22 protein-coding genes, 1 tRNA gene and 1 pseudogene are annotated in these 23,684 nt (G+C 50.5%); 13 read left to right on the top strand and 11 right to left on the bottom strand.

Features of this window, described 5'->3' with window-relative positions:
* The gene (locus HC248_RS03540) at positions 1-1,380 is read right to left on the bottom strand and encodes an efflux RND transporter periplasmic adaptor subunit (RefSeq protein WP_168921298.1); all 1,380 of its coding nucleotides are present in this window, start codon (positions 1,378-1,380) and stop codon (positions 1-3) included.
* A 387-nt stretch (positions 1,381-1,767) separates the two neighbouring features.
* Between HC248_RS03540 and HC248_RS03535 the strand changes: the two genes are divergently transcribed.
* Positions 1,768-2,790, top strand: a complete 1,023-nt coding sequence (locus HC248_RS03535; protein WP_168921297.1) for a hypothetical protein — start codon at positions 1,768-1,770, stop codon at positions 2,788-2,790.
* Between the two features lie 77 nt (positions 2,791-2,867).
* On the opposite strand, the gene infA is transcribed toward HC248_RS03535, so the two are convergent.
* Together infA and HC248_RS03525 are read right to left on the bottom strand one after the other, a co-directional pair.
* Positions 2,868-3,125 carry a translation initiation factor IF-1 gene (gene infA, locus HC248_RS03530; protein WP_168921296.1) on the bottom strand — a complete coding sequence of 86 codons (258 nt, stop codon included), beginning with the start codon at positions 3,123-3,125 and terminating at the stop codon, positions 2,868-2,870.
* A 66-nt stretch (positions 3,126-3,191) separates the two neighbouring features.
* A complete protein-coding gene (locus HC248_RS03525; protein ID WP_168921295.1) occupies positions 3,192-3,437 on the bottom strand; it encodes a hypothetical protein in 246 nt (81 codons plus the stop codon).
* Positions 3,438-4,145: 708 nt separating this feature from the next.
* Between HC248_RS03525 and HC248_RS03520 the strand changes: the two genes are divergently transcribed.
* The 8 genes from HC248_RS03520 (at position 4,146) to HC248_RS03485 (ending at position 10,301) form a co-directional block, all read left to right on the top strand.
* Positions 4,146-4,448 carry an urease subunit gamma gene (locus HC248_RS03520; RefSeq protein WP_168921294.1) on the top strand — a complete coding sequence of 101 codons (303 nt, stop codon included), beginning with the start codon at positions 4,146-4,148 and terminating at the stop codon, positions 4,446-4,448.
* Positions 4,449-4,554: 106 nt separating this feature from the next.
* Entirely contained in the window at positions 4,555-4,893 is a 339-nt protein-coding gene (locus HC248_RS03515) for an urease subunit beta (RefSeq protein WP_168921293.1), read from the top strand.
* Complete coding sequence (gene ureC, locus HC248_RS03510) at positions 4,893-6,611, top strand: urease subunit alpha (RefSeq protein ID WP_168921292.1); 1,719 nt, start codon at positions 4,893-4,895, stop codon at positions 6,609-6,611. The genes HC248_RS03515 and ureC overlap by 1 nt, the downstream gene beginning before the upstream one ends.
* A gap of 36 nt (positions 6,612-6,647) precedes the next feature.
* On the top strand, positions 6,648-7,346 hold the full coding sequence (ureE, locus tag HC248_RS03505; RefSeq protein ID WP_168921291.1) for an urease accessory protein UreE: 699 nt from the start codon (positions 6,648-6,650) through the stop codon (positions 7,344-7,346).
* Between the two features lie 48 nt (positions 7,347-7,394).
* On the top strand, positions 7,395-8,054 hold the full coding sequence (locus HC248_RS03500; RefSeq protein ID WP_168923646.1) for an urease accessory protein UreF: 660 nt from the start codon (positions 7,395-7,397) through the stop codon (positions 8,052-8,054).
* Positions 8,051-8,704, top strand: coding sequence for an urease accessory protein UreG (ureG, locus tag HC248_RS03495; RefSeq protein WP_202882413.1), 654 nt, complete (start codon positions 8,051-8,053; stop codon positions 8,702-8,704). The genes HC248_RS03500 and ureG overlap by 4 nt, the downstream gene beginning before the upstream one ends.
* Before the next feature lie 226 nt (positions 8,705-8,930).
* Entirely contained in the window at positions 8,931-10,130 is a 1,200-nt protein-coding gene (locus HC248_RS03490; RefSeq protein ID WP_168921290.1) for a multidrug effflux MFS transporter, read from the top strand.
* An 81-nt stretch (positions 10,131-10,211) separates the two neighbouring features.
* Positions 10,212-10,301 (top strand) — tRNA-Ser (locus HC248_RS03485).
* A gap of 1,200 nt (positions 10,302-11,501) precedes the next feature.
* On the opposite strand, the gene HC248_RS03480 is transcribed toward HC248_RS03485, so the two are convergent.
* Positions 11,502-12,263, bottom strand: coding sequence for a cyclic nucleotide-binding domain-containing protein (locus HC248_RS03480; protein ID WP_168921289.1), 762 nt, complete (start codon positions 12,261-12,263; stop codon positions 11,502-11,504).
* Between the two features lie 1,613 nt (positions 12,264-13,876).
* Here HC248_RS03480 and HC248_RS03475 point away from each other — a divergent pair.
* The 3 genes from HC248_RS03475 to HC248_RS03465 all read left to right on the top strand — a co-directional run bounded on the left by HC248_RS03475 (position 13,877) and on the right by HC248_RS03465 (position 17,559).
* Complete coding sequence (locus HC248_RS03475) at positions 13,877-15,472, top strand: DUF1800 domain-containing protein (protein WP_168921288.1); 1,596 nt, start codon at positions 13,877-13,879, stop codon at positions 15,470-15,472.
* Between the two features lie 73 nt (positions 15,473-15,545).
* Positions 15,546-16,922 (top strand): DUF1501 domain-containing protein, encoded by a 1,377-nt coding sequence (locus HC248_RS03470; protein WP_168921287.1) that lies wholly within the window; start codon positions 15,546-15,548, stop codon positions 16,920-16,922.
* A 136-nt stretch (positions 16,923-17,058) separates the two neighbouring features.
* Positions 17,059-17,559, top strand: a complete 501-nt coding sequence (locus HC248_RS03465) for a DUF1499 domain-containing protein (RefSeq protein ID WP_168921286.1) — start codon at positions 17,059-17,061, stop codon at positions 17,557-17,559.
* Between the two features lie 66 nt (positions 17,560-17,625).
* Here HC248_RS03465 and HC248_RS17595 read toward each other — a convergent pair.
* The 3 genes and pseudogenes from HC248_RS17595 to pobA all read right to left on the bottom strand — a co-directional run.
* Positions 17,626-17,736, bottom strand: a pseudogene (locus HC248_RS17595) (aromatic ring-hydroxylating dioxygenase subunit alpha); the annotation flags it as partial.
* Between the two features lie 7 nt (positions 17,737-17,743).
* Entirely contained in the window at positions 17,744-17,896 is a 153-nt protein-coding gene (locus HC248_RS03455; protein ID WP_168920678.1) for a hypothetical protein, read from the bottom strand.
* Between the two features lie 56 nt (positions 17,897-17,952).
* Positions 17,953-19,140, bottom strand: coding sequence for a 4-hydroxybenzoate 3-monooxygenase (pobA, locus tag HC248_RS03450; protein ID WP_168921285.1), 1,188 nt, complete (start codon positions 19,138-19,140; stop codon positions 17,953-17,955).
* Positions 19,141-19,287: 147 nt separating this feature from the next.
* Here pobA and HC248_RS03445 point away from each other — a divergent pair, with 147 nt between their 5' ends.
* The gene (locus HC248_RS03445; protein ID WP_168921284.1) at positions 19,288-20,073 is read left to right on the top strand and encodes an IclR family transcriptional regulator domain-containing protein; all 786 of its coding nucleotides are present in this window, start codon (positions 19,288-19,290) and stop codon (positions 20,071-20,073) included.
* 156 nt (positions 20,074-20,229) lie between these two features.
* Here HC248_RS03445 and HC248_RS03440 read toward each other — a convergent pair whose 3' ends face one another.
* The 4 genes from HC248_RS03440 to HC248_RS03425 are packed head-to-tail and all read right to left on the bottom strand — an operon-like array spanning position 20,230 to position 23,649.
* Complete coding sequence (locus HC248_RS03440) at positions 20,230-20,955, bottom strand: ABC transporter ATP-binding protein (protein WP_168921283.1); 726 nt, start codon at positions 20,953-20,955, stop codon at positions 20,230-20,232.
* A complete protein-coding gene (locus HC248_RS03435) occupies positions 20,952-21,803 on the bottom strand; it encodes an ABC transporter ATP-binding protein (protein WP_168921282.1) in 852 nt (283 codons plus the stop codon). Before HC248_RS03435 ends, HC248_RS03440 begins: the two co-directional genes overlap by 4 nt.
* Positions 21,800-22,777, bottom strand: a complete 978-nt coding sequence (locus HC248_RS03430; RefSeq protein WP_168921281.1) for a branched-chain amino acid ABC transporter permease — start codon at positions 22,775-22,777, stop codon at positions 21,800-21,802. The genes HC248_RS03435 and HC248_RS03430 overlap by 4 nt, the downstream gene beginning before the upstream one ends.
* Positions 22,777-23,649 carry a branched-chain amino acid ABC transporter permease gene (locus HC248_RS03425; RefSeq protein WP_168921280.1) on the bottom strand — a complete coding sequence of 291 codons (873 nt, stop codon included), beginning with the start codon at positions 23,647-23,649 and terminating at the stop codon, positions 22,777-22,779. The genes HC248_RS03430 and HC248_RS03425 overlap by 1 nt, the downstream gene beginning before the upstream one ends.
* Between the last annotated feature and the right edge of the window lie 35 nt (positions 23,650-23,684).

Genomic DNA, 23,684 nt, shown 5'->3' with positions numbered 1-23,684 from the left:
TCATGATCCAGCGGCTTGGGACGCTGGACGCTTGCGCCCTGGGGCTGAGGCAGTATCAGCGTAGCCATCAGCCGTACCAACTGGTGCACTGGCCGGGTTGGCACTTGCTTTATCGCGATTAGCGCGCTTGGATTTATCACCGCCCGCACCGGCGCCACCAGTTCGTGGTGCATCACCGGGCAAAACTACGCGTGCGCCTTCCTTGAGGCGGTCAGCACCTTCGGTAATCACGCGCTCGCCGGCCTTTAAGCCTTCGGTAATCGCAATTTTCTCAACCGTGGCTTGACCGCGTTTAACCGGTCTGATCGAGACGGTTCGACTCTCCGCATTAAGTACATAAACAAAATCACCATTTGCGCCCTGACGCAGCGCAGTCACCGGCACCACTACCGCATCGGTCAAAGTGCTGACCAAAAGCTTGATATTGACAAACTGATTCGGAAACAAAGCTTGCTTGTCATTTGCAAACAAGGCCTTGGCTTTGACGGTTCCTGTGGTGACATCAACTTGGTTGTCTAGCGTGGCGAAGCTACCGACTTCCAATACAGTGGCGCGGCTGCGGTCTAAAGCACTGGCCGACATGCGCTGCTTGGCACTGATGTTTTGCTGCAACTCAGCGACCCGGTCTTGCGGCACAGAAAACACCACGCTAATTGGACTGAGTTGAGTGATTAAAACTAATCCGTTGGTATCACTGCTGCTGACCAAATTACCCACATCAACCAAACGCAGACCCACTCTGCCGCTGACGGGGGCGACGACACGGGTGTAGTCAAGATTGAGTTTTGCCAACCCTTCCGCAGCCATATCTATGGCCACCGTTCCTTCAAGTTGTTTGACCAGCGCCGCTTGGGTGTCGGTTTCTTGGCGCGCAATCGAGTCTTGGGCTAGCAAGGTGGTAAAGCGCTTGAGGGTTACTTTGGCGCTGTCAAGCTGGGCTTGATCGCGTTGGCGTTGGCCGCTAGCTTGCATTAAGGCCAACTCAAATTGGCGCGGGTCTATGGTCGCTAGCAGCTGGCCAGCTTTAACCATCTGGCCTTCTTGGAACAAGATTTTCGTCAAGGTGCCCGAAACTTGCGGTCTGACCTTGACACTGGCCTGCGGTGTGACGGTGCCCAGCGCATCTATAACTATTGGAATACTCGCGAGTTCGGCAGTGGCAACGCCAACCGTACTGGCGGGTGCGCCTCTAAAGCCGCCAGCGGCGGCAGGCGTGGCATCAGGTTTAAGCAAATACCAAGTTAATCCGCTCAGCCCGAGCAACAGCAGCAAGGCCACCACCGTGCCGGTGATAGCGCTGCGCCGACTCGGCGGCTGGCCTGATGGGACTGGCTCAGAAGCGTGGGGTTTAGCTTCGGGCGTCTGGTTTTGCAGGGTCATCAAGAGTCCTTAGAGTCCGGTCAGTTGGAATCAATCTTCAACGACCTTCAATTGCCGCTGGCTTGTGAGTTCGCCAGTTCTGGCTTGATCTGAACTGCGCGACAGTCTTTGGGCGCAGCTGCCGAAAAATTGGTCACGCGATTATGTCTGTAAGCCTCATCACCTTAGGTATAGCGCTTGAAAACCAGAGGTAAATGTAAGCAAATACCGGTCATTTCATTATTCAGATAGTTTTTTTGATGACGTCAGTCAACTGCAAAAAAACAGCTAAATTAATTACTTTGGGATTCTTAAGGCCGTGGGGGTTACGTAAGTCGTAAGCAAACAGTAAATATCGCAGTGCGCGACTGCTTGTTTAACCGCTTTAATCAACACTAAAGGACTTATATGCAAACCCCACCATCAGCAGGATCAAATAGACCCAGTCACGCGCCCAGCCAACAAAGTTTTAATAACCGCGTGTCTCAAAAATTGAGCCAGTTTGGCGCGGCTTGTAGCGTACGCGCGCGCTCATTTGGCAGCAACGTCAGCAGCCTTGCCTCGCGCTTTGCGGTGGGATTGACTAGAGCACTAAGTTGTTACAGGGTCAGCCAGACGCCAACGCCTAGCCAAACGAGCCAAAGTAGCAATGTCAGCACGTCAACTCATTTAGATGCGCCAGTTCAATTTCACATAACACCAGAGACAGTTAGCGCTACGGGCGAGAGCAAACATCAAAACATCAGTTCCCGCGCCAGTTCCAGTTCCAGCCACAGTTCCAGCCCGGTCACTCAACTCGATTTTTCTTCTATTTCCCTCGGCACCGAAAGCAAACATTTAACTCGCCCTCATCCCATTGCGGACGTTAACAACGCCATAACGAAGGAGCTAGCGTCGATTGCAGTCCCTCAAGCTGACTTGAAAACGTTTTTTCGTAACGGTGACAACCGCAAAATTTGGGTCAAATTTATTGAGCAGCAAGGTGGCACTTACATAAAAGCGCTTTACAACGAGGTCAGTGGACGTCAGACCAGCCTGTTCAAAAAAAGCACCCAACCCAAGCCAATACTTGAACTCATGTATAAAGCGCCAGGAAACATCCCAGACAAACTTTGCATGCTACTGGCGCAGGTCAAACAATCCGCGCAGCAAGCTAAGCTTTCACCCGATCAATGCTTGCAACTGGTTAAACAATCTTTTATAGATATTTTTTGCCTAACGGCCATGCCCATTATCAATAACGGCGTCAAGTCAGCGGAAGATAAAATTAAATTAATGCAGTCAGTGAACACCGCCAAAAACGCAATTACTGGGGCAAAAAATACAGCAAATTTCGAGGATTTTTTAGCTCAACTTTTAACCCGCGGCGAGCATGCACTCAACGCGACAAACCAGACAAACCTGTATCCAAGCCCTAGCAAAGCTGGCTAGTACAGACGTGACAAAGGCCTGCCCGCACTATTGAAAGTGCGGGCAGGCCTTTTTTGCGTTGCAACTAGCGGTTTAGCTTAGTGCGAATTGCGCTGAGCCGGTCCCGGTCCACGTCCGGCAATATGGCGGAAAGTGATACGGCCTTTGCTCAGGTCATACGGGGACAACTCTAACGAGACTTGATCGCCAGCGAGTATGCGAATATGGTTTTTACGCATCTTGCCCGAGGTGTAAGCGACCAGCTTGTGGCCGTTATCTAACGTCACACGAAAGCGTGAGTCAGGTAAGACTTCATCGACCAGTCCGTGCATTTCAATCAATTCTTCTTTAGCCATGGTGAAAACTCCTAGATATCTAAAAAACTGTTGTTCGGTTGAGCTTTGCTCTGGCAAAACGCCAGATCAAGCGTGAGCGGGTGCAGAGCGTTCCTGAATCCAGCCAAGTGCATGCTCGGTAGCGTAATGTAATGCAGCGCCGGCGCTGTCAAAAATATGACTAAAGCGTAAAACGCGATCATGCGTTGCACTGCCCTTGCCGGAGCGTATGGAAACGGATGCCTCGAAGCGACCTTCGCCTTGTGGCTTGGCCAGAGAAGAGACTTGGTATTTTCCCACTAAAAGGCGGGTTTGTTGTTGCGCAATATTCATAAAAATCTGTGCCGAGTCGCCAATTTTGGCTGTCCTCAGTCGGGAACCGTGATAACAAAAAGAAAGTAAACAACCTGCTAGCAGGCCAACGGGATTCGGTTTAACCCACTCAATCATCCCTTGCAGGGAATAAAGATGGGTTGAGCCTTCAGTAGGCACCGTTGGGGGAGGTGCTGTCTGTAAAACAAGTCAGTGCGTTAGGGGCCAGCACTGTGTGGGTGCTGAGAGAACCGTGGACAAGCTGTTTACTCAATTAGTTCAGGACTGGGAGTTTAGGCTCTGCACTAGAGGGTTTGGGCTCTGGTTTACGCCGCGTTTGAGACTGATACCACTGCTGGAGAGGCGTCGATGAAAAAAGCATTTGCGTTACCGAAGGCCAGATTGTACCTGTTCAATAGCTTTTGAGCGTCAGGGCATACCCGCGCAGTGTGCCGGAGAATGCGCCGTCTAGGGCTTCTCAAGCAGTTGCGTGTAAAAGAAATCCATACGCATTAGATATCTCTACGCCGTACACCCTTCGCATCGGTATGTCGCTAGACGCATCGCTTTGCTGACAAATTTAATGTCTTTAAATCACTCAAGTGCGAATGCAGCACCATAGGGGTGCAAATCAGCTCAGTCCAGTGGCATTGTTCTTGCCAACTGCATTACATTGAAAACGCCAAGTCAAGCACCTCAACAAGCGACCTAACACCACCGAAAACACCTATGGAATTAACCCCCAGAGAAAAAGACAAGCTACTGATTTTTACCGCCAGCCTTCTCGCTGAACGCCGGCGCGCTCGTGGCCTCAAGCTCAACTACCCAGAAGCGGTGGCCATGATTAGCGCCGCCGTCATGGAAGGTGCGCGCGACGGCAAAAGTGTGGCCGAACTGATGAGCGAAGGCCGCAAAATTTTAAGCCGCGCCGATGTCATGGACGGCATTGCAGAAATGATTCCAGACATTCAAGTCGAAGCCACCTTTGCCGATGGCACCAAACTGGTCACCGTGCACCAACCGATTATTTAAACCTGGACTCAAACATGCGATTTTTTAATCCTTTTGCGCACTTTGACAACCCTGGCTGCACACCCACTTACCGCGCCATTCAAGCGGGCATAAAGACGCAGACATCATGATTCCGGGCGAGCTAATTACCGACGGGCCAGACCATGCCCTGAACACCGGTAGGCGCACAATAAAAGTCGTCGTGCTCAATACCTCGGACCGGCCGATACAGGTCGGCTCTCACTACCATTTTGCAGAAACCAACGCCGCCCTTAGCTTTGAGCGCGCAGCTGCGCGCGGCATGCGTTTAAACATCGCCTCTGGCATGGCCGTGCGTTTTGAGCCCGGCCAGCAGCGCAGCATAGAACTGGTTGATTACGCCGGAACGCGCGAAGTCTTTGGCTTTCGCGGCTTGGTCAACGGCCCACTGGATACGCTAGACACAACCGCAGAAAAGGCCAACTAATGGCAACCCAAAACCGACGCGCGTACGCTGAAATGTTTGGCCCGACAGTGGGCGACAGACTGCGGCTAACAGATACCGATTTACTCTTAGAAGTTGAGGCCGACTACACATTACGCGCCGGCAGCTACGGCGAAGAAGTTAAATTCGGCGGTGGCAAAACCATACGCGACGGCATGGCCCAATCGCAAAAAACTCGGGCTCAAGGCGCCGTCGATACGATGCTGACGAATGCCTTAATCGTTGACCACTGGGGCATAGTCAAAGCCGACATTGGTCTTAAAGATGGCCGCATCGCCGCCATCGGCAAAGCCGGCAATCCAGATGTGCAGCCGGGTGTAGACATCATTATTGGCCCCGGCACAGAGATCATTAGCTGCGAAGGCATGCTGGTGACCGCCGGCGGCATTGACTGCCACATTCACTTCATCTGCCCGCAGCAAATTGAAGAAGCCCTAACTTCTGGCGTGACCACCATGCTAGGCGGCGGCACTGGTCCTGCCACCGGCACCTTTGCAACGACTTGCACGCCGGGGCCGTGGAATATAGAACGCATGCTGCAATCGGCCGAAGGCTTTGCCATGAACTTGGGCTTTATGGGCAAAGGCAACGCTAGTGAGCCCGCACCGCTGCACGAGCAAATTCAAGCCGGCGCGATTGGCCTAAAACTTCACGAAGACTGGGGCACGACACCGGCGGCGATTAGCAACTGCCTAGACGTGGCTGACGAGGCCGACATACAAGTGGCGATTCACAGTGACACCTTGAACGAATCCGGCTTTGTAGAAAATACTATTGCCGCCACCCAGGGCCGCACGCTGTGCGCTTTTCATACCGAGGGTGCAGGCGGCGGTCATGCACCGGATATTTTGCGTGTGGTTGGCGAAGAAAACTTTCTGCCTTCATCGACCAACCCGACCATGCCTTACACCGTCAACACGCTTGACGAGCATGTAGACATGCTCATGGTGTGCCACCACCTTGATGCCTCAATAGCTGAGGATTTAGCCTTTGCCGAAAGCCGTATTCGCAAAGAAACCATTGCCGCCGAAGACGTTCTGCATGACATGGGCGCTATCAGCATGATTAGCTCTGACAGCCAAGCCATGGGCCGGGTCGGTGAAGTCATCATCCGTTGCTGGCAGACTGCGCACAAAATGAAACAGCAGCGCGGCAAACTCGAAGGCGACAGCGAGCGCCACGACAATTTCCGCATCAAGCGCTACATCAGCAAATACACCATCAACCCGGCAATAGCCCACGGAATCTCGCACGAGGTCGGCTCCATTGCAGTCGGTAAATGGGCCGATTTGGTGATCTGGCGCCCGGCATTTTTTGGCGTCAAACCGTCACTGATTTTAAAAGGCGGTTTCATCGCACTAGCCGCCATGGGCGACCCGAATGCATCCATCCCTACGCCGCAGCCAGTGCATTACCGGCCTATGTTTGGCAGCTTTGGCGCAGCACTTACCAAGGGCTCGTTAAGCTTTGTCTCGCAAGCCTCACTTGACGCTGGCATTGCGCAAAATTATGGTCTGCAAAAAACCTTGAGCGCCATAAAGAACGTGCGCAACGTGCGTAAACAGCACATGGTTCACAATGCTTATTTGCCCAAAATGGAGATAGACGCGCAAACCTACGCAGTGCGCGCCGACGGCCAATTGCTCACTTGCGAGCCCGCCACCAGCCTGCCTATGGCGCAGCGCTACTTTCTGTTTTGAATTTCTTTTTAGCCTGCACTTCTTTTTTACATACCCATGCTCCAAGTCTCAAAAATCATCGCCCAAGGCAAAGGTCTAGCGCCAGTGTTGGTCAAACGCGCCAGCACGGTAGAACTCGATTGGGATGTGCGCCAAAAAAGCCGCTTTGATGCGACCGATTCCACAGGCCGGCAGCTTGGCGTATTTTTACCGCGCGGCACTGTCGTGCGCGGCGGCGATGTGATGCTGGCCGAGGACGGCTCCATGGTCAAAGTAATTGCCGCAGCCCAAACCGTGCTGCGCATCACGCATTGCAGCGAGCACGGCTCAAGCTTGGATTTGATGCGCGCCGCCTACCATTTGGGCAACCGGCATGTGGCGATTGAGCTGAAAGCCGATCACCTCAAAATCGAGGTCGACCATGTGCTGGCCGAGATGCTCCAAGCCATGCATTTAATCGTCAACGAAGTGAGTGAAGCGTTCGAGCCAGAAGCCGGCGCTTACAGCCAAGAGGCCAACTCCCACGCATCGCACGCATCCCATTCAGCACATGCAGCGGCCAAACCAGCACCACATGTGCATGGACCAAACTGCAACCACGGCCATGACGATCACGCGCCAGCTGCCGCTGCGCCAGTCACTGAGCCCGTCAAAGCCGCGCCACACGTGCATGGACCGGATTGCAATCACGGCCATGACGATCACGCGCAGATCAAGCCAGTCGCGATTCAAATTCACAAACACAAGCCGCATTAAGCTGTGCCCGCCGCTGAATCATTGCCAGCCGCCAGCTTGCTACAACTCATGTGGCTGGCATCACCGGCCCTGCCGGTAGGCGGCTTTGCCTATTCAGAAGGTTTTGAAATGGCGGTGGATTCAGGCCGAGTTGACGGTGAAGCGAGCGCTGCCAATTGGCTGCAAGACCAGCTAGGCCTAACGCTAACGCGTTGCGAGCTGCCAGTGATCGCACAAGCCATTCCCGCTTGGCGGCAAGCCAAAGAGCAAGGCCAGCCGCGCCTGCGCCAATTAAATGACTGGCTGCTACAAACCCGAGAAACCAGCGAGCTACGCGCGCAAAGCGAGCAAATGGGCCGCTCATTATTGGAGTGGCTGCGCAATCACGAGGATGCAGATGCAGCGCAAATTTCTTTTTGTGCCAGCTTAGCGCCTACCTACCCGATTGCCTTTGCATTGGCCGCCTCAAAAACCCAAGCAGGGCTAAGCGACTGCTTGCTAAGCTACGCTTTCGGTTGGGCAGAAAACATGACCCAAGCGGCGATTAAATCTATACCGCTAGGCCAAAGCGCTGGACAAAGAATACTCAGTCGCCTAGCCGCGGCCATTCCACCGGCGGTGCAAACCGCCATCAGCATGCGCGATGAGCAGCGCCAAACTTTCTCACCCATGCTGGCGATTTTGTCGTCACAACACGAAACCCAATACTCAAGACTGTTTAGATCATGACACTTCACCACATCGCCAACCGCAGCAAAAAACTCCCGCCACTCAGAGTCGGCATAGGCGGACCAGTGGGCTCGGGGAAAACGACTTTGTTAGAGATGCTGTGCAAAGCGATGAATCAAAAATATGACTTAGTGGCCATCACCAACGACATCTACACCAAGGAAGACCAGCGCATTTTGACGGTTAGCGGCGCCTTGGACGCAGAGCGCATCATGGGCGTTGAGACCGGCGGCTGTCCGCATACCGCAATCCGCGAAGACGCCTCTATCAATTTGGAAGCCATAGACCGCATGTTGGTGGATTTTCCAAATGCCGACGTGGTTTTCATTGAGTCCGGTGGCGATAATTTAGCCGCCACTTTCAGCCCAGAATTGAGTGACTTAACTATCTATGTGATTGACGTCGCTGCGGGTGAAAAAATACCGCGCAAAGGCGGACCGGGCATTACTAAAAGCGATTTATTTGTCATCAATAAAACCGACTTAGCACCCTATGTGGGCGCAGATTTGGAAGTGATGCGATCTGACACCGTGCGCATGCGAGGCGGCCCGAATGGACTCAAACCGTTTGTGATGACCAACCTTAAAACCCTAGCTGGATTGGACGAGGTAGTGGCCTTTATTGAGCGCAAGGGCATGTTGCAGACGTAATAACAAATGACTAAGGTCGCGTTCATAGCCCAAGGTCAAAGTTAAAGCGCATGCCAAAAAAGCTACGCGCACATACAATATCCGGTCAGTTACAGCAGTTGAAGCTGGCACTCCTAGCGCAAGATGCTAAGTACACATAGCATTAATCAAGCCCTAGCGGCAAGTCCGGCTTAGCTGCTTCACCCATTTCGCGATTTTGCGAATTTTCGATTGCTATCCAGACCCCATGAACGCCTCCTTTTTTAAAAACGCCCTAGTGCTGGGTCTGCTCTCGGCGATTGGCCCGTTTGCAGTAGACATGTACCTGCCCGCCCTGCCCTCCATAGGTCAGAGCCTAAATACTTCGATGGGCGCGGTGCAACTAAGCCTGATGGCTTTTTTCATCTCATTGGGCATAGGCCAGTTGGTATACGGTCCGCTATCGGACATGTTTGGTCGCAAAATTCCGCTTTATTTTGGTCTGACGTTGTTTGGCTTAGGCAGCATTGGCTGCGCCTTGGCACCGAATATTGAATCATTAGTAGTTCTGCGTTTCATCCAAGGCCTAGGCGCCAGCGCTGGCATGGTGATTCCGCGCGCCATCGTGCGCGACTTGCATACCGGCCATGACGCAGCGCGCTTGATGTCGCTACTCATGCTGGTGTTTAGCGTCTCACCGATACTCGCGCCACTGGTCGGCAGCTTGCTGATTGAACTGTCAGGCTGGCGCAGCGTTTTTTGGGCCGTTACTTTGGCCGCAGCACTGGGCTTGACCTTGGTCGCCACAAAACTACCCGAAACACGCCCACCCGCCAAACGAATTGGCAGCAGCGTAGGCAGCGCCCTGAAATCCTACCGCTTGCTGCTAAGCGACACCCACTTCATGGGATTAGTATTGATCGGCGCCTTTAGTCTTTCCGGCTTTTTTGTCTATTTAGCTAACTCATCTTTCGTGATGATCAACCACTATGGTTTGACACCGCGCCAATACAGCATTGCGTTTTCAGTCAACGCAGCATCTTTTATAGGCACGGCACAACTCACGGCTTACTTGGGTAAGCGCTTTGGCCAAAGCCGTATTGTGCAGTTCGCCGTTAGCGGTTTTACGCTCATGATGAGCGCTACGTTGGTACTAAACCTAATGGGTTTTGATCAGCTCAGCCTGATGCTGGGAATGTTGTTTATTGGTTTTGGATTTTTAGGCCTAGTCATTCCCACCACCGCAGTACTGGCGCTAGACTCCCACGGCAAGATTGCCGGCACCGCATCGGCCATGATGGGAACCGCACAATTCGTCATAGGCGCAATAGTCATGGGCATAGTCGGCCAGTTTGTAGACGGCACAGCCAGACCCATGCTGATCGGTATCACGGCCTGCGCTTTAACCGCCTTAACACTGGTCTGGTTCACCTTAATTCGAGTAAAACCAGTATCGGTTGCGGCTTAATCTGAGCAATTCCTCATAGTCAGTTATTTTTTTTCATGCCAGCCCAACTCCGGCCAGCTCTGCGGTTAGACTATGAGGCTTGGAAGCGTGGCAGAGCGGTTGAATGCAGCAGTCTTGAAAACTGCCGAGGATGCGAGTCCTCCGTGAGTTCGAATCTCACCGCTTCCACCAAATTCACATAAGTCGTTGATTCGTAAATAAGGTCTTGAAAAACAAGAACTTATTTACCTAGTTATGCCAAAAACATAGGCCCATCAACTTAAAAAAACTTACAGTGTCTGAACATTTTTATCAACCGCCCAACTAAGCCAATTAACACCTTTGGCTAATACCTTTGGATTGTGCTTTTGCATCGCTTATTACATATAAGTTGATATCAAATAGTCCTGTAAATCGACTTATCAAGCATGTTTAAAGCGGGTCAAGCAGACAACTGCGCTTGCCAAATCTTCTCGGGCAAACCGATGAATTTTATATTTATCGATTAAAACTCGTGAGTAAAGCTCAAGAGCGTTGTCCGGTTTTAAATGCAAATGTTCATCGTTTTAAATGCCCACTGTTTAGTTGGCAGCGCTTGCAGCAGCGGCTAGCCAAAATTTGGCACGGCAATGCTGAACACAGAGCACCACCACTTTAGGTGTAACCAGTGGCCGCAAAGATGACGTTTTAATGCCAAGCTTGCCGCGCTAATTTTTAGCACTACTAAGACTCAATTGGCGGGGCTGTAGCTGTCAGAGCAGCTTGAATCGAGAACACGACGGGCTTGACTGATGGAGATGGCCTTTCTCTTTAAGTCTCAAATGAGCTTTAATTCATTTGATTTCTAAGGCCAAGAAGGCAAACGTTTTTTAAGATACCAACATGGCCACGCAAATGGCGGGTCTCATTTTCGAGCGACCGTATTCGTTAGTACTCTAGTGTCAAAGGCTTCGCAATATCGCTTTGCCCTGACTGTTCCAGCCACATATGAGCGAGCCAACGCTTGAGCGCAGTGGTACCTAAGATCACGCCTTTACTAATGTTCACAACAATTCAGACTTGAATACTCGTTTGATAATTTAGACGACTTGCGATTCAAAGCTTGAGTCAAAGACACTTCTAGAGAGATTATTTTTCTTTGAAGTCGCCATAGCTTTTTTGTCAACCTATCGTTTTATATTTTCTTATAAGACCAGAATAAGTTCTGCGCAAACATCACCACATAAAACTATTTTTTTCAATGCGACTCAATAAACTACTAATATGAAATTATTTGATATTAAATTTAAGTTGCACATTAATATAATTTACTAAAAATAAAATAAATTATAAATTAGCACTTATTAAATAATTTAATAAGATAAATTTTTTAATTAATTGAAATATATAAAATTATTCTACTTCAGAATAAGCCGCTTCAAATAGTTTAGTAATATCAATTATTCGAACTCGTCTACCGCTAACTTCAATAAGACCTCTTTTGGTAAGCACACCAAAAATTCGACTCACATTTACTACCTTTATGCCGAGGTATTCACCTATTTCGGCCCTGGACATACTAAGGTTTATATCAGATGCCGAAAAACCATTAAATAATAAACGTTCAGACAAATTTAACAAAAATATTATTAAACGCTCCTCAGAATTCATGACTCCTAATAACAACATTAACTTATAGTCGTTAATGATTTGAAGACTTAGTAAGCGACATATATTATCCAGACTAATCAGTGAACTACGCGTGGATATATCAGTAAATTGCCAAGGGAGTTCATAAGCAACAGATTTCTCCAACGCGACACAGCTACCAACATGCAACCTGTTGGCTATACCACTGAGGCCTAATAGTTCTCCAGACATATGAAAACCAACTATCTGAAATCGTCCATCTGGTATTGAGATTAATGTCTTAAACGTTCCGCTTTTGACAATATAAATGCAGTCAAGTTTGTCACCAGAATTAAATAAGGACTCACCAGATTTTAATTTGCGTTGCTTAAGAAGCACCTCTTGAGGGTGTTGTGATTCCTTATTGATAAATTTCGAATCAACACGAAAAGCATTTAAAACGACATCAGCGCTTACATTTGGAAAAAAACTAAAGTGTGGGAAAAGTAACTTTTCAGACTGAATCAACGACATATAAATCTTCAAAGTGATTTTTTAAATAAATAATTGATTGCATGCTACAAATAATTCGAACAAATTTTAATTTTTAACTAATTTAAATTACTATTTTTTATCATTTCAACCTAAAAAATTGTTTTTTTTAAGCCTAAATTGAATCAATGAATATGAGGTACCTTCTATTCACAATCTTTTAAAGTATTTCAACTTAAAACAATACGAATTCAATAAAAAAATAACTGGGAAATTTAAATTAATTCATGAAAATATGCAGCAACGAATTTTTTTGAAAGTATTTTGAAAAAATTGCATTATTTTTAATCAGAAAAAACTAGACAACACTCTAAATTTTAAACAATTTACGTAAATTCCTAGCGCAATTATTACCAATGCTTTTCGGCTTAACAATGAAAGATATGCAATCGATAAACAAAAATAAATAAAACCTTTAGACGCTAAAGTTAATAGAAAATATATTCGATAAAAAAATTAATCGGTAGTAAAACAGCTATCTGGTCTTAGCTAGTTCAGTTCAAAAAAATGTAAATAGGACACAGCTATATTGACAATATTGCAAATGAAAACTACCTGCACATTCGTTAGCTTAATAATAAAAAATAACCATCACTAATAAATACCGTCATATTAAAAAAGCATGGGTATTCATAGCTCAAGGACTCAAATAAACAATGCTTTCATTTGTAGTGTGATGAAAAAGGCTATATCCGTCACCAAAACAAGGAAAACTTATTTTAATACTTTTAGCTTAATTTAACCAGTTCAATCGCAGCGCACAAAAAAGTTTGAACCCCTTGAGTGATGGTGGGTGTACGCCTAAAGCCAGCACTGTGGCCTGTTGTCGAATATCTATTTGACATAGCTTAAGTTAGTGCATGGGCATGCACTTACTTAAGTTTACGATCCTCGTTTACACAACTGATGTCGTAGTAAAAATCATCAACGACTCAAAAGTCGACATTTAAAAGGTGTGACTTGCCACCAGTTGCTTTCGAGCAACCATCGACAAATAAAAACACATTAGGCTGGCAGCAAAGAAGTTTGAACCCCGCATCTTATTAAGAGAAAAAGATCCTCCCTTCCATTAATCACAAGCATGAGGTGAGGTTTTCACACAACCCTCTTGGTACGGTACAGACGAGCTTTGAAAGACAGAAGCAATCGCATCGTGTGTACGTGGTGCGCCTGTGGTTAGGCATCGAGAGCGCAACATTTTTGGTGTTGCTATACGTTGATTACGCGTCGATTTTGATAACGCGTTGTTGTTAAAACTAAAGCCCTTAAACAAACATCTATTTAAAAGCTTGCGCACATGACAAACACCACGAGGTAACCAATCCCGATGGCAAGGAAAACAAGCCCGGCACAACACGGGAAAAAGCGATAGCCGCACGCACGGAGGCGTAAACAATGACGCCGCGATGGATAAATTCAATCTGAACGTGTGGAAGTCTGCAAACGAGAATGTCGACAACACCTAAAGATTTTCTTTGTTTTAGATCCTTACCTTAACGGCACATAAAGCTGGCTGTAAAACTGCGTAAAGCAAGGGTATGCATGTAGCTGAATTAGCCGTGTGTTTCGTTGAGACATAAACTCACCAAAACCCAAAGAGCCTGCACATGTACCCAAACCAGACAACCGCTGCCGCCCTGCCCCGCAGAAATGCGCTCAAGGTAATCGCTGTTTGCGCAATGTCTCCGGGACTTGCGGGATCGTTAAACGCTTACGCACAAGCCTCAAACCCGTTTGAAAAAACCCAGTCCACTCAGTTGTTCGAGCAATGGCGTGCCATGTCCCGAGTGGGTTACGGGCCCACACCGCAGTTGGTGCGCGCTTTGCAAACGGCCAGTAGCCCCAAGGTTTGGACGGTTCAGCAGATAGATTTGGCTTATGCCGCGAGCCAAGTCGCACCGCTCATGGCCAGTGATTTGAGCAGCTTGAACGCACCGCTGCCTGACATTTTTGACGCTGCCCAGCGCGAGCGACAGGCGCGGGCTGCCATCAAAGCGGTGACGGCTGATAGTGCTGGCAATACCAATACAAATGAGCTGCTCAATAACCGCAATAACCGGCGCATGGATTTTTCTGAACCTGCTGACCCACTTTATTTCAACCGCAGCATGGTACAAAAAGCGGCGGCGTGGCGTTTAGGTGCTTGTAGCCAGCCGAATGACGAAAACCCACTGCTGGCACGCATGACAGAGTTCTGGTTTAACCATCTCAACGTGTACTCAGGCAAGGGCGCGGTGCGGCCCTTTATAGGCCACTATGTGGTGAACGTTGCGCGCGCCCATGCGCTGGGTAAGTTTGAGGACTTATTACTTGCCAGCGCCCGCCATCCAGCCATGCTGTATTACTTAGACCAGTTTCAAAGCGTGGCCGATGGCTCGCCTGCTGGCCAAGGTCGGCTGCGCGGACTAAACGAAAACTATGCGCGCGAGTTAATGGAACTGCACACCCTAGGCGTGGCCGGTGGCTATAGCCAAAACGACGTGCACGAAACGGCCCGCATATTGACGGGTTGGACAGTCGGGCCTAACGAGGCGAATGGCTTTCGCTTTGCGCAGCGCCTTCACGACACTGGCCGCAAAGTGTTGATGGGCCAGTACTATCCTGATGGCTCTTTGAACAGCGGCGAGCGCGAAGGTGAGCAAGCCATACGCAGACTGGCGCGGCACCCAAAAACAGCCGCGCGCATCAGCCTGCGTTTGGCACAGTTTTTTGTCAGTGACTCACCTGCGCCTGCGTTAGTGTCAGCGCTTGCGCAGACCTTTCAAAACAGTCAGGGCGATATACGGGTGGTGCTGCGCGCCTTGCTAGAGTCCAATGAATTTTGGCATCCAGAGAACAAATTATTCAAAACTCCCATGGACTTTGCGTGTTCCGCACTGACCACCGTCAGCAGCACAGACAAGCTGGCTGACAGCACGGACAGACGCCGTTTAATCCTGACAGAAAATTATTTATCCGAAGCCGGTCAGCCACTACACGACTGGCAAACACCCGACGGCTACAAGTTTGATGCGGCCACTTGGCTAGTACCTGAGGCGCTGACGCGGCGAGCCGATTTTGCGCTAGCCATTACGCGGCAAGTCAGCGATCTAGACTTTTTGCAGCCCTATCTGAGTGCCACAACGCGTGCGGCGATTGCGCAAGAAAAGCCGGCGCTGCGAGCCGGCTTGGCGTTGGCGAGCCCAGACTTTCAATACAAATAAAGTTAGATTCTTTGGGCCAAATTCTCATCAGTGCCGCACTAAAACAGCAAAAAATTTACGCTAGGAAATCTTCATGCCGAGCAATATTTTAAAGCCCCATCCAAAAGCCATAGACCGCCGTCAGGCACTGCAAACTTTGCTCGGCGTCGCTACCGCTTGCAGCGCTTGGGCCGCACCTATGGCTTGGGCACAAAGTGCGCGCCCAGGTCAATCTGAGGGGCGACTAGTCGTGGTTTTTCTACGCGGCGCATACGACGGCCTGTCTGCGCTGGTGCCGCATGGCGACGCCAATTACTACGCGTTACGCCCGTCTATTGCTCTGGCTAAGCCGGACGGCACAGCGCAAACTACTTTGCGGCTAGACAACACCTTCGGCCTGCACCCAGCTCTCGCGCCACTCATGCCACTGTGGCGGCAAGGCGTGCTGACCGCCTTGCCAGCAACAGGTTCGCCCGACCCCACACGCTCACACTTTGATGCGCAGCACCAATGGGAAATTGGCACACCAGGAAAAAGCGGTAATGCCGCCGGCTGGATGAACACCTTGGCGGGCTCTTTAGCCGGCACTTCAGCAGATGTCAGAGCCATCTCTGCTCAGAGTATTGAAGGTGCAGAAAACAAACCCCAAGCAGTCGGTGTGGGTGAAGCAAATCCACAAATACTCGCCGGCAGTGCAGCGGTGCAATTGGTCGCAAAAGGACAAGCCGCTACGCGCCAGGGCGCAGTCGGTGACGAGCGTACCCGGGATGCAGTCATGCGCCTGTACAGCGGACAGGATGAAATATCCAAAGCCTTTCGCGCCGGCGCTGACAGCCGCAGGCAAACCGCTAAGACCTTGAGCAATGCGATGAGCGAGTCGACTACGAGTGGCATGGGCAGTAATGACATGAATAAAGACATAAGCCGCGAAATGCAACTGGCTAACAATGGCGCGGGCAACGCGCAAGGCCTGTTGTTAGACGCCCAACATTTGAACACTTTGATGCGCCAAGACCGGCGCTTGCGGTTGGGCTTTTTATCCGCCGGTGGCTGGGACACACACGCCAACCAAGGCAATGCGTTAGGTGCGCTAGCCAACAATCTCGGCAATTTAGCCAACACACTGGTGCAACTGCGGCGCGAGTTTTCACAGACCAATGACGTGGTCGTGGTGGCCAGTGAGTTCGGCCGTACCAGCGCTGAAAACGGCACGCGCGGCACCGACCACGGCCACGGCAATACTATGTGGATCATGGGCAATCGGGTCAACGGTGGACGAGTGCACGGCGGCTGGACTGGTCTTGGCATAGGCAACTTGCATGAAAATCGCGACCTACCAATTCACAACGACTTTCGCAGCGTATTCGCGCAGTTACTGCGCAGCACGCAAGGCCTTAGCAACGCGAACATTGACAAACTGTTTCCCGGCTTTGCGTGGGACAAATCGCTGGATAGCATGCTGCGGACGTGAGCATATTTTTTATGCCTAGTCGTTGGCAGCCGGCTTAACCGTTGCTTTTCATGGCTAGCACTTTAAGACTAATATCTTTAAAGCAGGCGCAAGACACAGCACCGATGACACTGCGCATTTTCTAAAGGACTAAACCATGCACCAAAGACACGCAAGCAAAATGCCATTAAAAATCGCCGTACTACTGACCACAACTATCAGCGCTTTGATGATGACTGCGCAGCCAGCATTCGCTGCTGACAATACAGCTACAAAAACAGCGACCAATATGGCTATCAACCCGCTTTTAAACTGCTCACTACCGAGCAATTGCGTCAACTCACGAACCAGTAGCGGTTTAGCGCCGCTACGCTTTGTCGGCACTGCCGCGCAAGGTTTAGCCATGCTTAAAACAACATTAGCCAGTTTTCCAGAAGCGCGTATAAAGCAAGAAGACGACAGCACGGTCAAGACCATTTTTTCAACGCCCATAGGTTTTAAAGACGATGTCATTTTCTTAATCGATGTGCAGCAACAGCAAATCGATTTTCAATCACACTCCGGTTTTGGTCTTTACGATTTCGGTAAAAATCGCTCACGCATGCAAGCCGTTAGCACGCGCTTTGCAGAAGTCGCTGCAGCAGCAGGTGCAAAGTAATTAATCAAGCAGGCAGACAATTAGCTAGATTATTTTGAATTTAAATATGTGTTTGATTTGAGCGCGAAAGCCTCTGACACGTTGACCGGGCATAACGATGGCTTTGCCATCACAACCCATTTTCAGACCACGGTAGCCACAGACTAATTGGCCTTCGCAAACAAAACCCAAGGACAGAAATTTTTTAGAAATGCAATTGCGCAATTAAGCCTTTAATTTCGAGCCACGCTGCAATGCCTGCGGTTGTGAAGGTAACCAGTGCAATCTCAAGCAAATTTTCAGACGACAGGTTCTCAGAAGGCAGGCGCATAGTGGGCAAAGTATAAAGGCCAGACATAGGCCTGACAGCCGAATTTATCAATCCCGACCTTCGCCTATCCTCGCCTGCTCAACTTAATGCGAAGCAAAGTCTAGCGGCAAACCAACATAGTTTTCCGCCAGCGTTTCGGCACCGGCTTCTGAGTGCATCAGGTAGTCCAACTCGGCTTCTTGAAGCCGCACGCCCATCTCGCCAGCATCTGGAAAATTGTGCATTAATTGGGTAAACCACCAAGCAAAGCGCTCACCTTTCCAAACCCTTTTGAGGCAGCGTACCGAGTAATCATCTATTCCGGCAGCTGACTTTTCTTGGTAATACTCAATCAAAGCAGTCGACAAATATTTCACATCAGTTGCGGCAAGGTTTAAACCTTTAGCACCTGTGGGCGGCACGATGTGCGCTGCGTCTCCGGCTAAAAATAGCCGACCAAAACGCATCGGCTCAGTCACAAAGCTGCGCAGCGGCGCGATGCTTTTTTCGATCGATGGGCCAGTCACCAATTGCTCTTGGCCTTGTTGATCTAAACGCAGGCGCAGCTCTTGCCAAAACGCAGCATCGCTCCAAGCCTCTACTTTATCGGTCATGGGTACTTGCAAATAATAGCGACTGCGGGTTTGGCTGCGCTGCGAACACAAAGCAAAACCGCGTGCGCTGTTGACGTAAATTAGCTCGTCGTGAACCGGTGGTGTGTCAGAGAGCATGCCCAACCAACCGAACGGATAAACCTTTTCAAACTCGGTGATGGCGCTGCGTGGAATGCTGGCACGGCAGACGCCGTGAAAGCCATCACAGCCGGCAATAAAGTCGCAGCTTATTTCGTGCGTTTTACCGTCTTTGCGGTAGGTCACACGGGGATTTTTGCTGTCGTAGTCATGGACCGCTACATCACTGGCCGCATACACCGTGGGCAAACCAGCTTTGGTGCGGGCGTCCATTAAGTCGCGCGTCAATTCGGTTTGCCCGTAAACCATCACGCTTTTGCCGCCCGTCAAATGGTTTAAATCGACTCGGTGCCGCGCCCCGGCATAAAGCATTTCAAAGCCAGTGTGCCGCAAGCCTTCTTGATGCATGCGCACGCCAACGCCGGCCTCGTCGAGCAAGTCCATGCTGACTTGTTCCAACACGCCAGCGCGTATGCGGCTCAAAACATAGTCTGGTGTTTGGCGCTCTATGATGACGGCGTCTATTCCAGCCTTGTGCAGCAATTGCCCCAATAGCAAACCGGCGGGACCGCCGCCAACAATGGCTACTTGTGTTCGCATAAAAGTATCTTTGATAAAAAAGTCTAGCGTATGACTAAGTACTGTTAGTGCGGAATCAAGCCACTATTAATTGCGCGACAATCGCACAATCTGTGCATTCATCGCGCATTTATCCTGCATTAAATACAAAAAATTGAAAGCCAAGCCATGACGATTGCCAAAGCAGATTTCATAGAAGGCATGGCCAAGGGCATGGCGGTGTTAGAAAGTTTTGACACTGAAAGACAACGCCTGAACGCAACACTGGCGGCTGACAGAGCAGGTATTACCCGCGCCGCTGCACGCCGCCATTTGCTGACCTTGGCGCATCTAGGTTACTTAGAAACCGACGGCAGTTATTTCTGGTTGTCTAGCAAAGTATTGCGCTTTTCTGGCAGCTACCTTGCCTCATCGCGCATTCCACGCGCTATTCAACCCACCTTGAACCGGTTGGCAATACAGGTACAAGAATCTTTCTCGGCTGTGGTGCTAGATGCTGACGAGGTCGTCATAGTCGCACGCAGCGGCAACGACAAACACACCAATCCCAGTGGTGCCGGGCGTGTCATTGCCTACGGCTTACACCTAGGCGCACGCCTACCCGCGCATGCCACGTCGACCGGACAAGTGTTGCTGGCTGCCCAACCTGTGCAAGTGTTCAGAACTTGGATGCAAGGGCGACATCTGTCGCGCTTAACGCCCGGCACTGTCACCGAACCAGCAGCCTTTCGCGCGCTGATCAAACAAATTAGAAAAGACGACTTTTGCCTGGCCAGTCAAACCCATGAAATCGGTGTCCACGCCTTGGCTGTGCCCTTGCGCAACGCACAAGGCCAAACAGTTGCCGCACTCAATGTGGTGACCTCGCAAAGCCGCGTGTCGCCAGCCGCCATGGTGAGAGATTTACTGCCCGTTTTATTTGATGCAGCGCGGGAACTTAGACCTCTGCTTTGACCCTCGCAGTTAGGGTTTAACTAAGCCTGATGCGACGATGCATAGTGCGATACGTAAAAAGCGCCTCTTTAATTGACTCTCTCAAAATTAATTTTTGATAAACCTATTGATCGACTTAGCTCGAAAATTTAACGCGCTAAATCTAGCGCAGCAAATTTATCGCGCCACGCCCAACAACTTATCCAACAATTCAGGCTGCTCTTGCAGGCTAGTGGCCGTGCCTTGATAAACCACAGTGCCCCTCTCTAACACGGCAGCGGTATCTGAAATGGCCAAAATGGCTTGGGGGTGTTGCTCTACAAGAATGGCGGACAAGCCTTCCTCCCGCGTGATGCGCCGAATGGCGCGCAGCAATTCCTGCACGATGATGGGCGCCAAACCTTCACAGGGCTCGTCTAGTAATAGCAAGGTGGGGTTTAAAACCAATGCGCGCCCCAAGGCCAGCATTTGCTGCTCGCCGCCTGAAAGCTGGGTACCTAGATTGGTTTTGCGCTCAGCTAGGCGGGGGAACAACTCATAGACACGGTTCGGTGTCCAAGGACTAGAGGCACGACCGGCGCGGGCGGGTCGCTGCACTGCGGTGAGGTTCTCGTGTACCGACAAGGATTTAAAAATATTGCGCTCTTGCGGCACCCAACCAATACCCGCTGCTGCCCGCTCGTGAGACGCGAGCTTATGCAGCTTGATACCGCCCAAATAAATTTCGCCTGCATGTTGGCGCGTCGCTCCTGCCAAGGTGTTGATTAAGGTGGTTTTACCGGTACCGTTACGTCCCAACAAGGCGAGTGTCTGACCTTGGGCTAGCGACAAACTGATCGCGTTTAACACCACGGCTTCGCCGTAACCAGCGCTTAGGTGCTCTACTTTTAATAGCTCTGTCATAGCGCCACGCTTTTCCTGCCGGACTGTGCACCGGCGTTGTTGTCTGTGTCATGTTTACTCTTGGCGTCAGCATCTTCAGAGTGGCCTAAGTAGACGGCTTTGACCTGCGGGTCATTAGCAATTTTTTCTGGGTCTCCTTCAGTCAACACCGCGCCGTTGACCAGCACCGTCATTCGGTTGGCAAAGCTAAACACCAAATCCATATCGTGCTCAATTAACAAAATAGAAACGTCACCCGGCAAAGCCGCGACGGTCTGCAACAACTCTTCGCGCTCACCGGCGGGCACACCGGCGACCGGCTCGTCGAGCAACAACACCCGGGGCTGACACGCCAGTGCAATCGCAATTTCTAGCAAGCGCCGTTTGCCGTATGCCAACACACGGGTTTCTTGGTGCATGACTTCAGTCAGGTGAAATTGCTCAAGCAATTGCGCACAGCGCTGCTGCACCGGTTTTTGTGATCCCAACGCTTGCCACCATTTCGCGCCCAAGCCTTGGTGCACAGACACGGTCAGGGCCAACGTTTCCAGCGGCGTTAAAGTGTCAAACAACTGATTGATCTGAAACGTGCGAACCATGCCGCGGTGCACGCGCTGATAGGGAGGCAACTCGGTGATGTCTTGGCCCTCCAATACGATGCGGCCGGCACTCGGTTGCAACACGCCAGTGAGTAAATTAATCAGCGTGGTTTTACCCGCACCATTGGGACCAATCAAGGCATGACGGGCGCCTTTTTTGAGATTTAAAGTCACGTTATCGGTAGCCGTGATCCCGCCAAATTTGAGCACCAAGCCTTGTGCGGACAAAACAGTTTCTGCATCCACAGGTAACGCATTTTTACCGCTCATGACTTAGGCTCTCCGGCGCTCGGTTTAAACCAAGTCCATGGCCGAATCAGGCGTTCACGACCGACCAGCACCAGCACCACCAAAAATAATCCCATCCAAAAAGTCCAATACTGCGGCGTGATGCTGGAGATCACGTCTTGCATTAACTTAAACACAATCGCCCCCACGACCCCGCCGTATAGCCAACCGACACCGCCGACGACTAGCAGCAGCATGACGTCGGCTGAGCGGTGGAATTCAAATAAATCCAGCGACGCAAAACTGCTGGTCTGGGCCAACAGCGCACCCGCTGCGCCGGCGACTGTTGCAGCGACGGTGTAGACCACGACTAATCGGTTGGAGACTGGAATACCAATTGCCATGGCGCGCAAACGGTTGTCGCGTATCGCTTTAAGCGTGGCGCCAAAAGGTGAATTGACAAAGCGCCGCGCCAACACAAACACCAGCAACAGCACGCTAATCGAATAAGCTGCCGAAGTTTGACCATAAAGATCAAACTCAAATTTCCCCAGCAAAGGCCCCATCACCACGCCTTGCAGACCGTCAGCACCGCCGGTCAACCAAGACATTTTGTTGGCCAACTCCAGCATGATTAGACCAACGCCTAACGTGACCATTAAACGTGTTAAATCAGTGCCGCGCAAAATAGTCACGCTGCACAGCGCACCCAACAAACCAGCTGACAACATGCCAACAGCTAAACCCACCAAGGGGTCTGGCATGACCAATTTTGCAAACAAAGCGGCAGAGTAAGCACCCATGCCAAAGAACGCAGCATGGCCTAAAGACACGATGCCGGTGTAGCCCAAAATCAGATCTAAAGACACAGCAAACAGCGCGACGATGGCAATTTCATTAATGATTAAGGCGTGACCGGGCAGTGCAAACGGCGCAGCCAGTGCCAATAGCCAAAGTGCGTATTCCCAAGGTTTCCAGCGGCCACTGCTGAGCAGAGAATTATTTGGCTTGGTCATTATTTACCTCCCTTACGCACAAACAGGCCTTGCGGGCGCCAGACCAAAATCACAATCATCAAGCCATAGACGATGAAAGCACCAAAGTTTGGAATGTAGTATTTGCCCGCCACATCGGCAACGCCCAACAGCAAAGCCGCCAGCAACGGGCCGGTAATGCTGGAGGTGCCGCCCACGGCAACCACGATCAAAAAGTAAATCATAAATTTCAGCGGAAAACTCGGGTCAAGCCCTAGCACTTCAGCACCCAAAGCGCCGCCTAGACCGGCCAGCCCCGAGCCAACGGCAAAGGTGCTGAGGAAAACCAAATTCACATTAATACCCAAACCAGCGGCCACGCGCTGGTCGTCTACTGAGGCACGCAAGCGGCTACCAAATTGTGTTTTGGTCAGTATGTATTGCAGCGCAACTGCCAGCGCCGCACACACGGCGATGATGAATAAGCGGTAGTGGCCCATGCCTAGCATCCAACTCCCTTGGCCCAACTCAGTGCGCCCTTTGAGCCAGACTGGTAACTGAATAATTTGCTGACCGGAGCCAATAAAGTAGTCCACGCTGGCGACCGCCATAAAGGTCAAACCAATCGAAAACAATACCTGATCTAAGTGTGGCTTGCGATAAAGCGGCCGGTACAAAGTGCGCTCTAGCACTGCGCCTAAAAGGGCTGATGCAAAAAACGCCACCGGCAAGCAAAGCAAAAAAGGCACATCGTATTTCTGCATCAACAGCACGGTGATGTAGCCGCCCACCATGGCGAAAGCGCCGTGCGCGAGGTTAATGAAATTCATCAACCCCATGGTCACGGCTAAACCCACGGCGAGAATAAATAACAGCATGCCGTAGGCAACGCCGTCAAAAAGAATGGTCAACATAATGATTGATCGCTGATATCAATACTGGCGCCCAA

Source organism: Polaromonas vacuolata (genome assembly GCF_012584515.1).
Lineage (GTDB): Bacteria > Pseudomonadota > Gammaproteobacteria > Burkholderiales > Burkholderiaceae_C > Polaromonas > Polaromonas vacuolata.
The sequence above is the reverse complement of the archived record's forward strand: the minus strand, read 5'-3'. Positions and strand labels throughout refer to the sequence as shown.

Coding starts and splice junctions, on each gene's coding strand:
- ureE (WP_168921291.1), top strand. CDS start 6,648: ATGCTCCAAGTCTCAAAAATCATCGCCCAAGGCAAAGGTCTAGCGCCA.
- HC248_RS03500 (WP_168923646.1), top strand. CDS start 7,395: ATGTGGCTGGCATCACCGGCCCTGCCGGTAGGCGGCTTTGCCTATTCA.
- HC248_RS03445 (WP_168921284.1), top strand. CDS start 19,288: ATGACGATTGCCAAAGCAGATTTCATAGAAGGCATGGCCAAGGGCATG.
- HC248_RS03435 (WP_168921282.1), bottom strand. CDS start 21,803: ATGAGCGGTAAAAATGCGTTACCTGTGGATGCAGAAACTGTTTTGTCC.
- HC248_RS03515 (WP_168921293.1), top strand. CDS start 4,555: ATGATTCCGGGCGAGCTAATTACCGACGGGCCAGACCATGCCCTGAAC.
- HC248_RS03430 (WP_168921281.1), bottom strand. CDS start 22,777: ATGACCAAGCCAAATAATTCTCTGCTCAGCAGTGGCCGCTGGAAACCT.
- HC248_RS03490 (WP_168921290.1), top strand. CDS start 8,931: ATGAACGCCTCCTTTTTTAAAAACGCCCTAGTGCTGGGTCTGCTCTCG.
- HC248_RS03425 (WP_168921280.1), bottom strand. CDS start 23,649: ATGTTGACCATTCTTTTTGACGGCGTTGCCTACGGCATGCTGTTATTT.
- infA (WP_168921296.1), bottom strand. CDS start 3,125: ATGGCTAAAGAAGAATTGATTGAAATGCACGGACTGGTCGATGAAGTC.
- HC248_RS03455 (WP_168920678.1), bottom strand. CDS start 17,896: ATGTCTGGCCTTTATACTTTGCCCACTATGCGCCTGCCTTCTGAGAAC.
- pobA (WP_168921285.1), bottom strand. CDS start 19,140: ATGCGAACACAAGTAGCCATTGTTGGCGGCGGTCCCGCCGGTTTGCTA.
- HC248_RS03465 (WP_168921286.1), top strand. CDS start 17,059: ATGCACCAAAGACACGCAAGCAAAATGCCATTAAAAATCGCCGTACTA.
- HC248_RS03535 (WP_168921297.1), top strand. CDS start 1,768: ATGCAAACCCCACCATCAGCAGGATCAAATAGACCCAGTCACGCGCCC.
- ureG (WP_202882413.1), top strand. CDS start 8,051: ATGACACTTCACCACATCGCCAACCGCAGCAAAAAACTCCCGCCACTC.
- HC248_RS03440 (WP_168921283.1), bottom strand. CDS start 20,955: ATGACAGAGCTATTAAAAGTAGAGCACCTAAGCGCTGGTTACGGCGAA.
- HC248_RS03525 (WP_168921295.1), bottom strand. CDS start 3,437: ATGAATATTGCGCAACAACAAACCCGCCTTTTAGTGGGAAAATACCAA.
- HC248_RS03520 (WP_168921294.1), top strand. CDS start 4,146: ATGGAATTAACCCCCAGAGAAAAAGACAAGCTACTGATTTTTACCGCC.
- ureC (WP_168921292.1), top strand. CDS start 4,893: ATGGCAACCCAAAACCGACGCGCGTACGCTGAAATGTTTGGCCCGACA.
- HC248_RS03470 (WP_168921287.1), top strand. CDS start 15,546: ATGCCGAGCAATATTTTAAAGCCCCATCCAAAAGCCATAGACCGCCGT.
- HC248_RS03475 (WP_168921288.1), top strand. CDS start 13,877: ATGTACCCAAACCAGACAACCGCTGCCGCCCTGCCCCGCAGAAATGCG.
- HC248_RS03540 (WP_168921298.1), bottom strand. CDS start 1,380: ATGACCCTGCAAAACCAGACGCCCGAAGCTAAACCCCACGCTTCTGAG.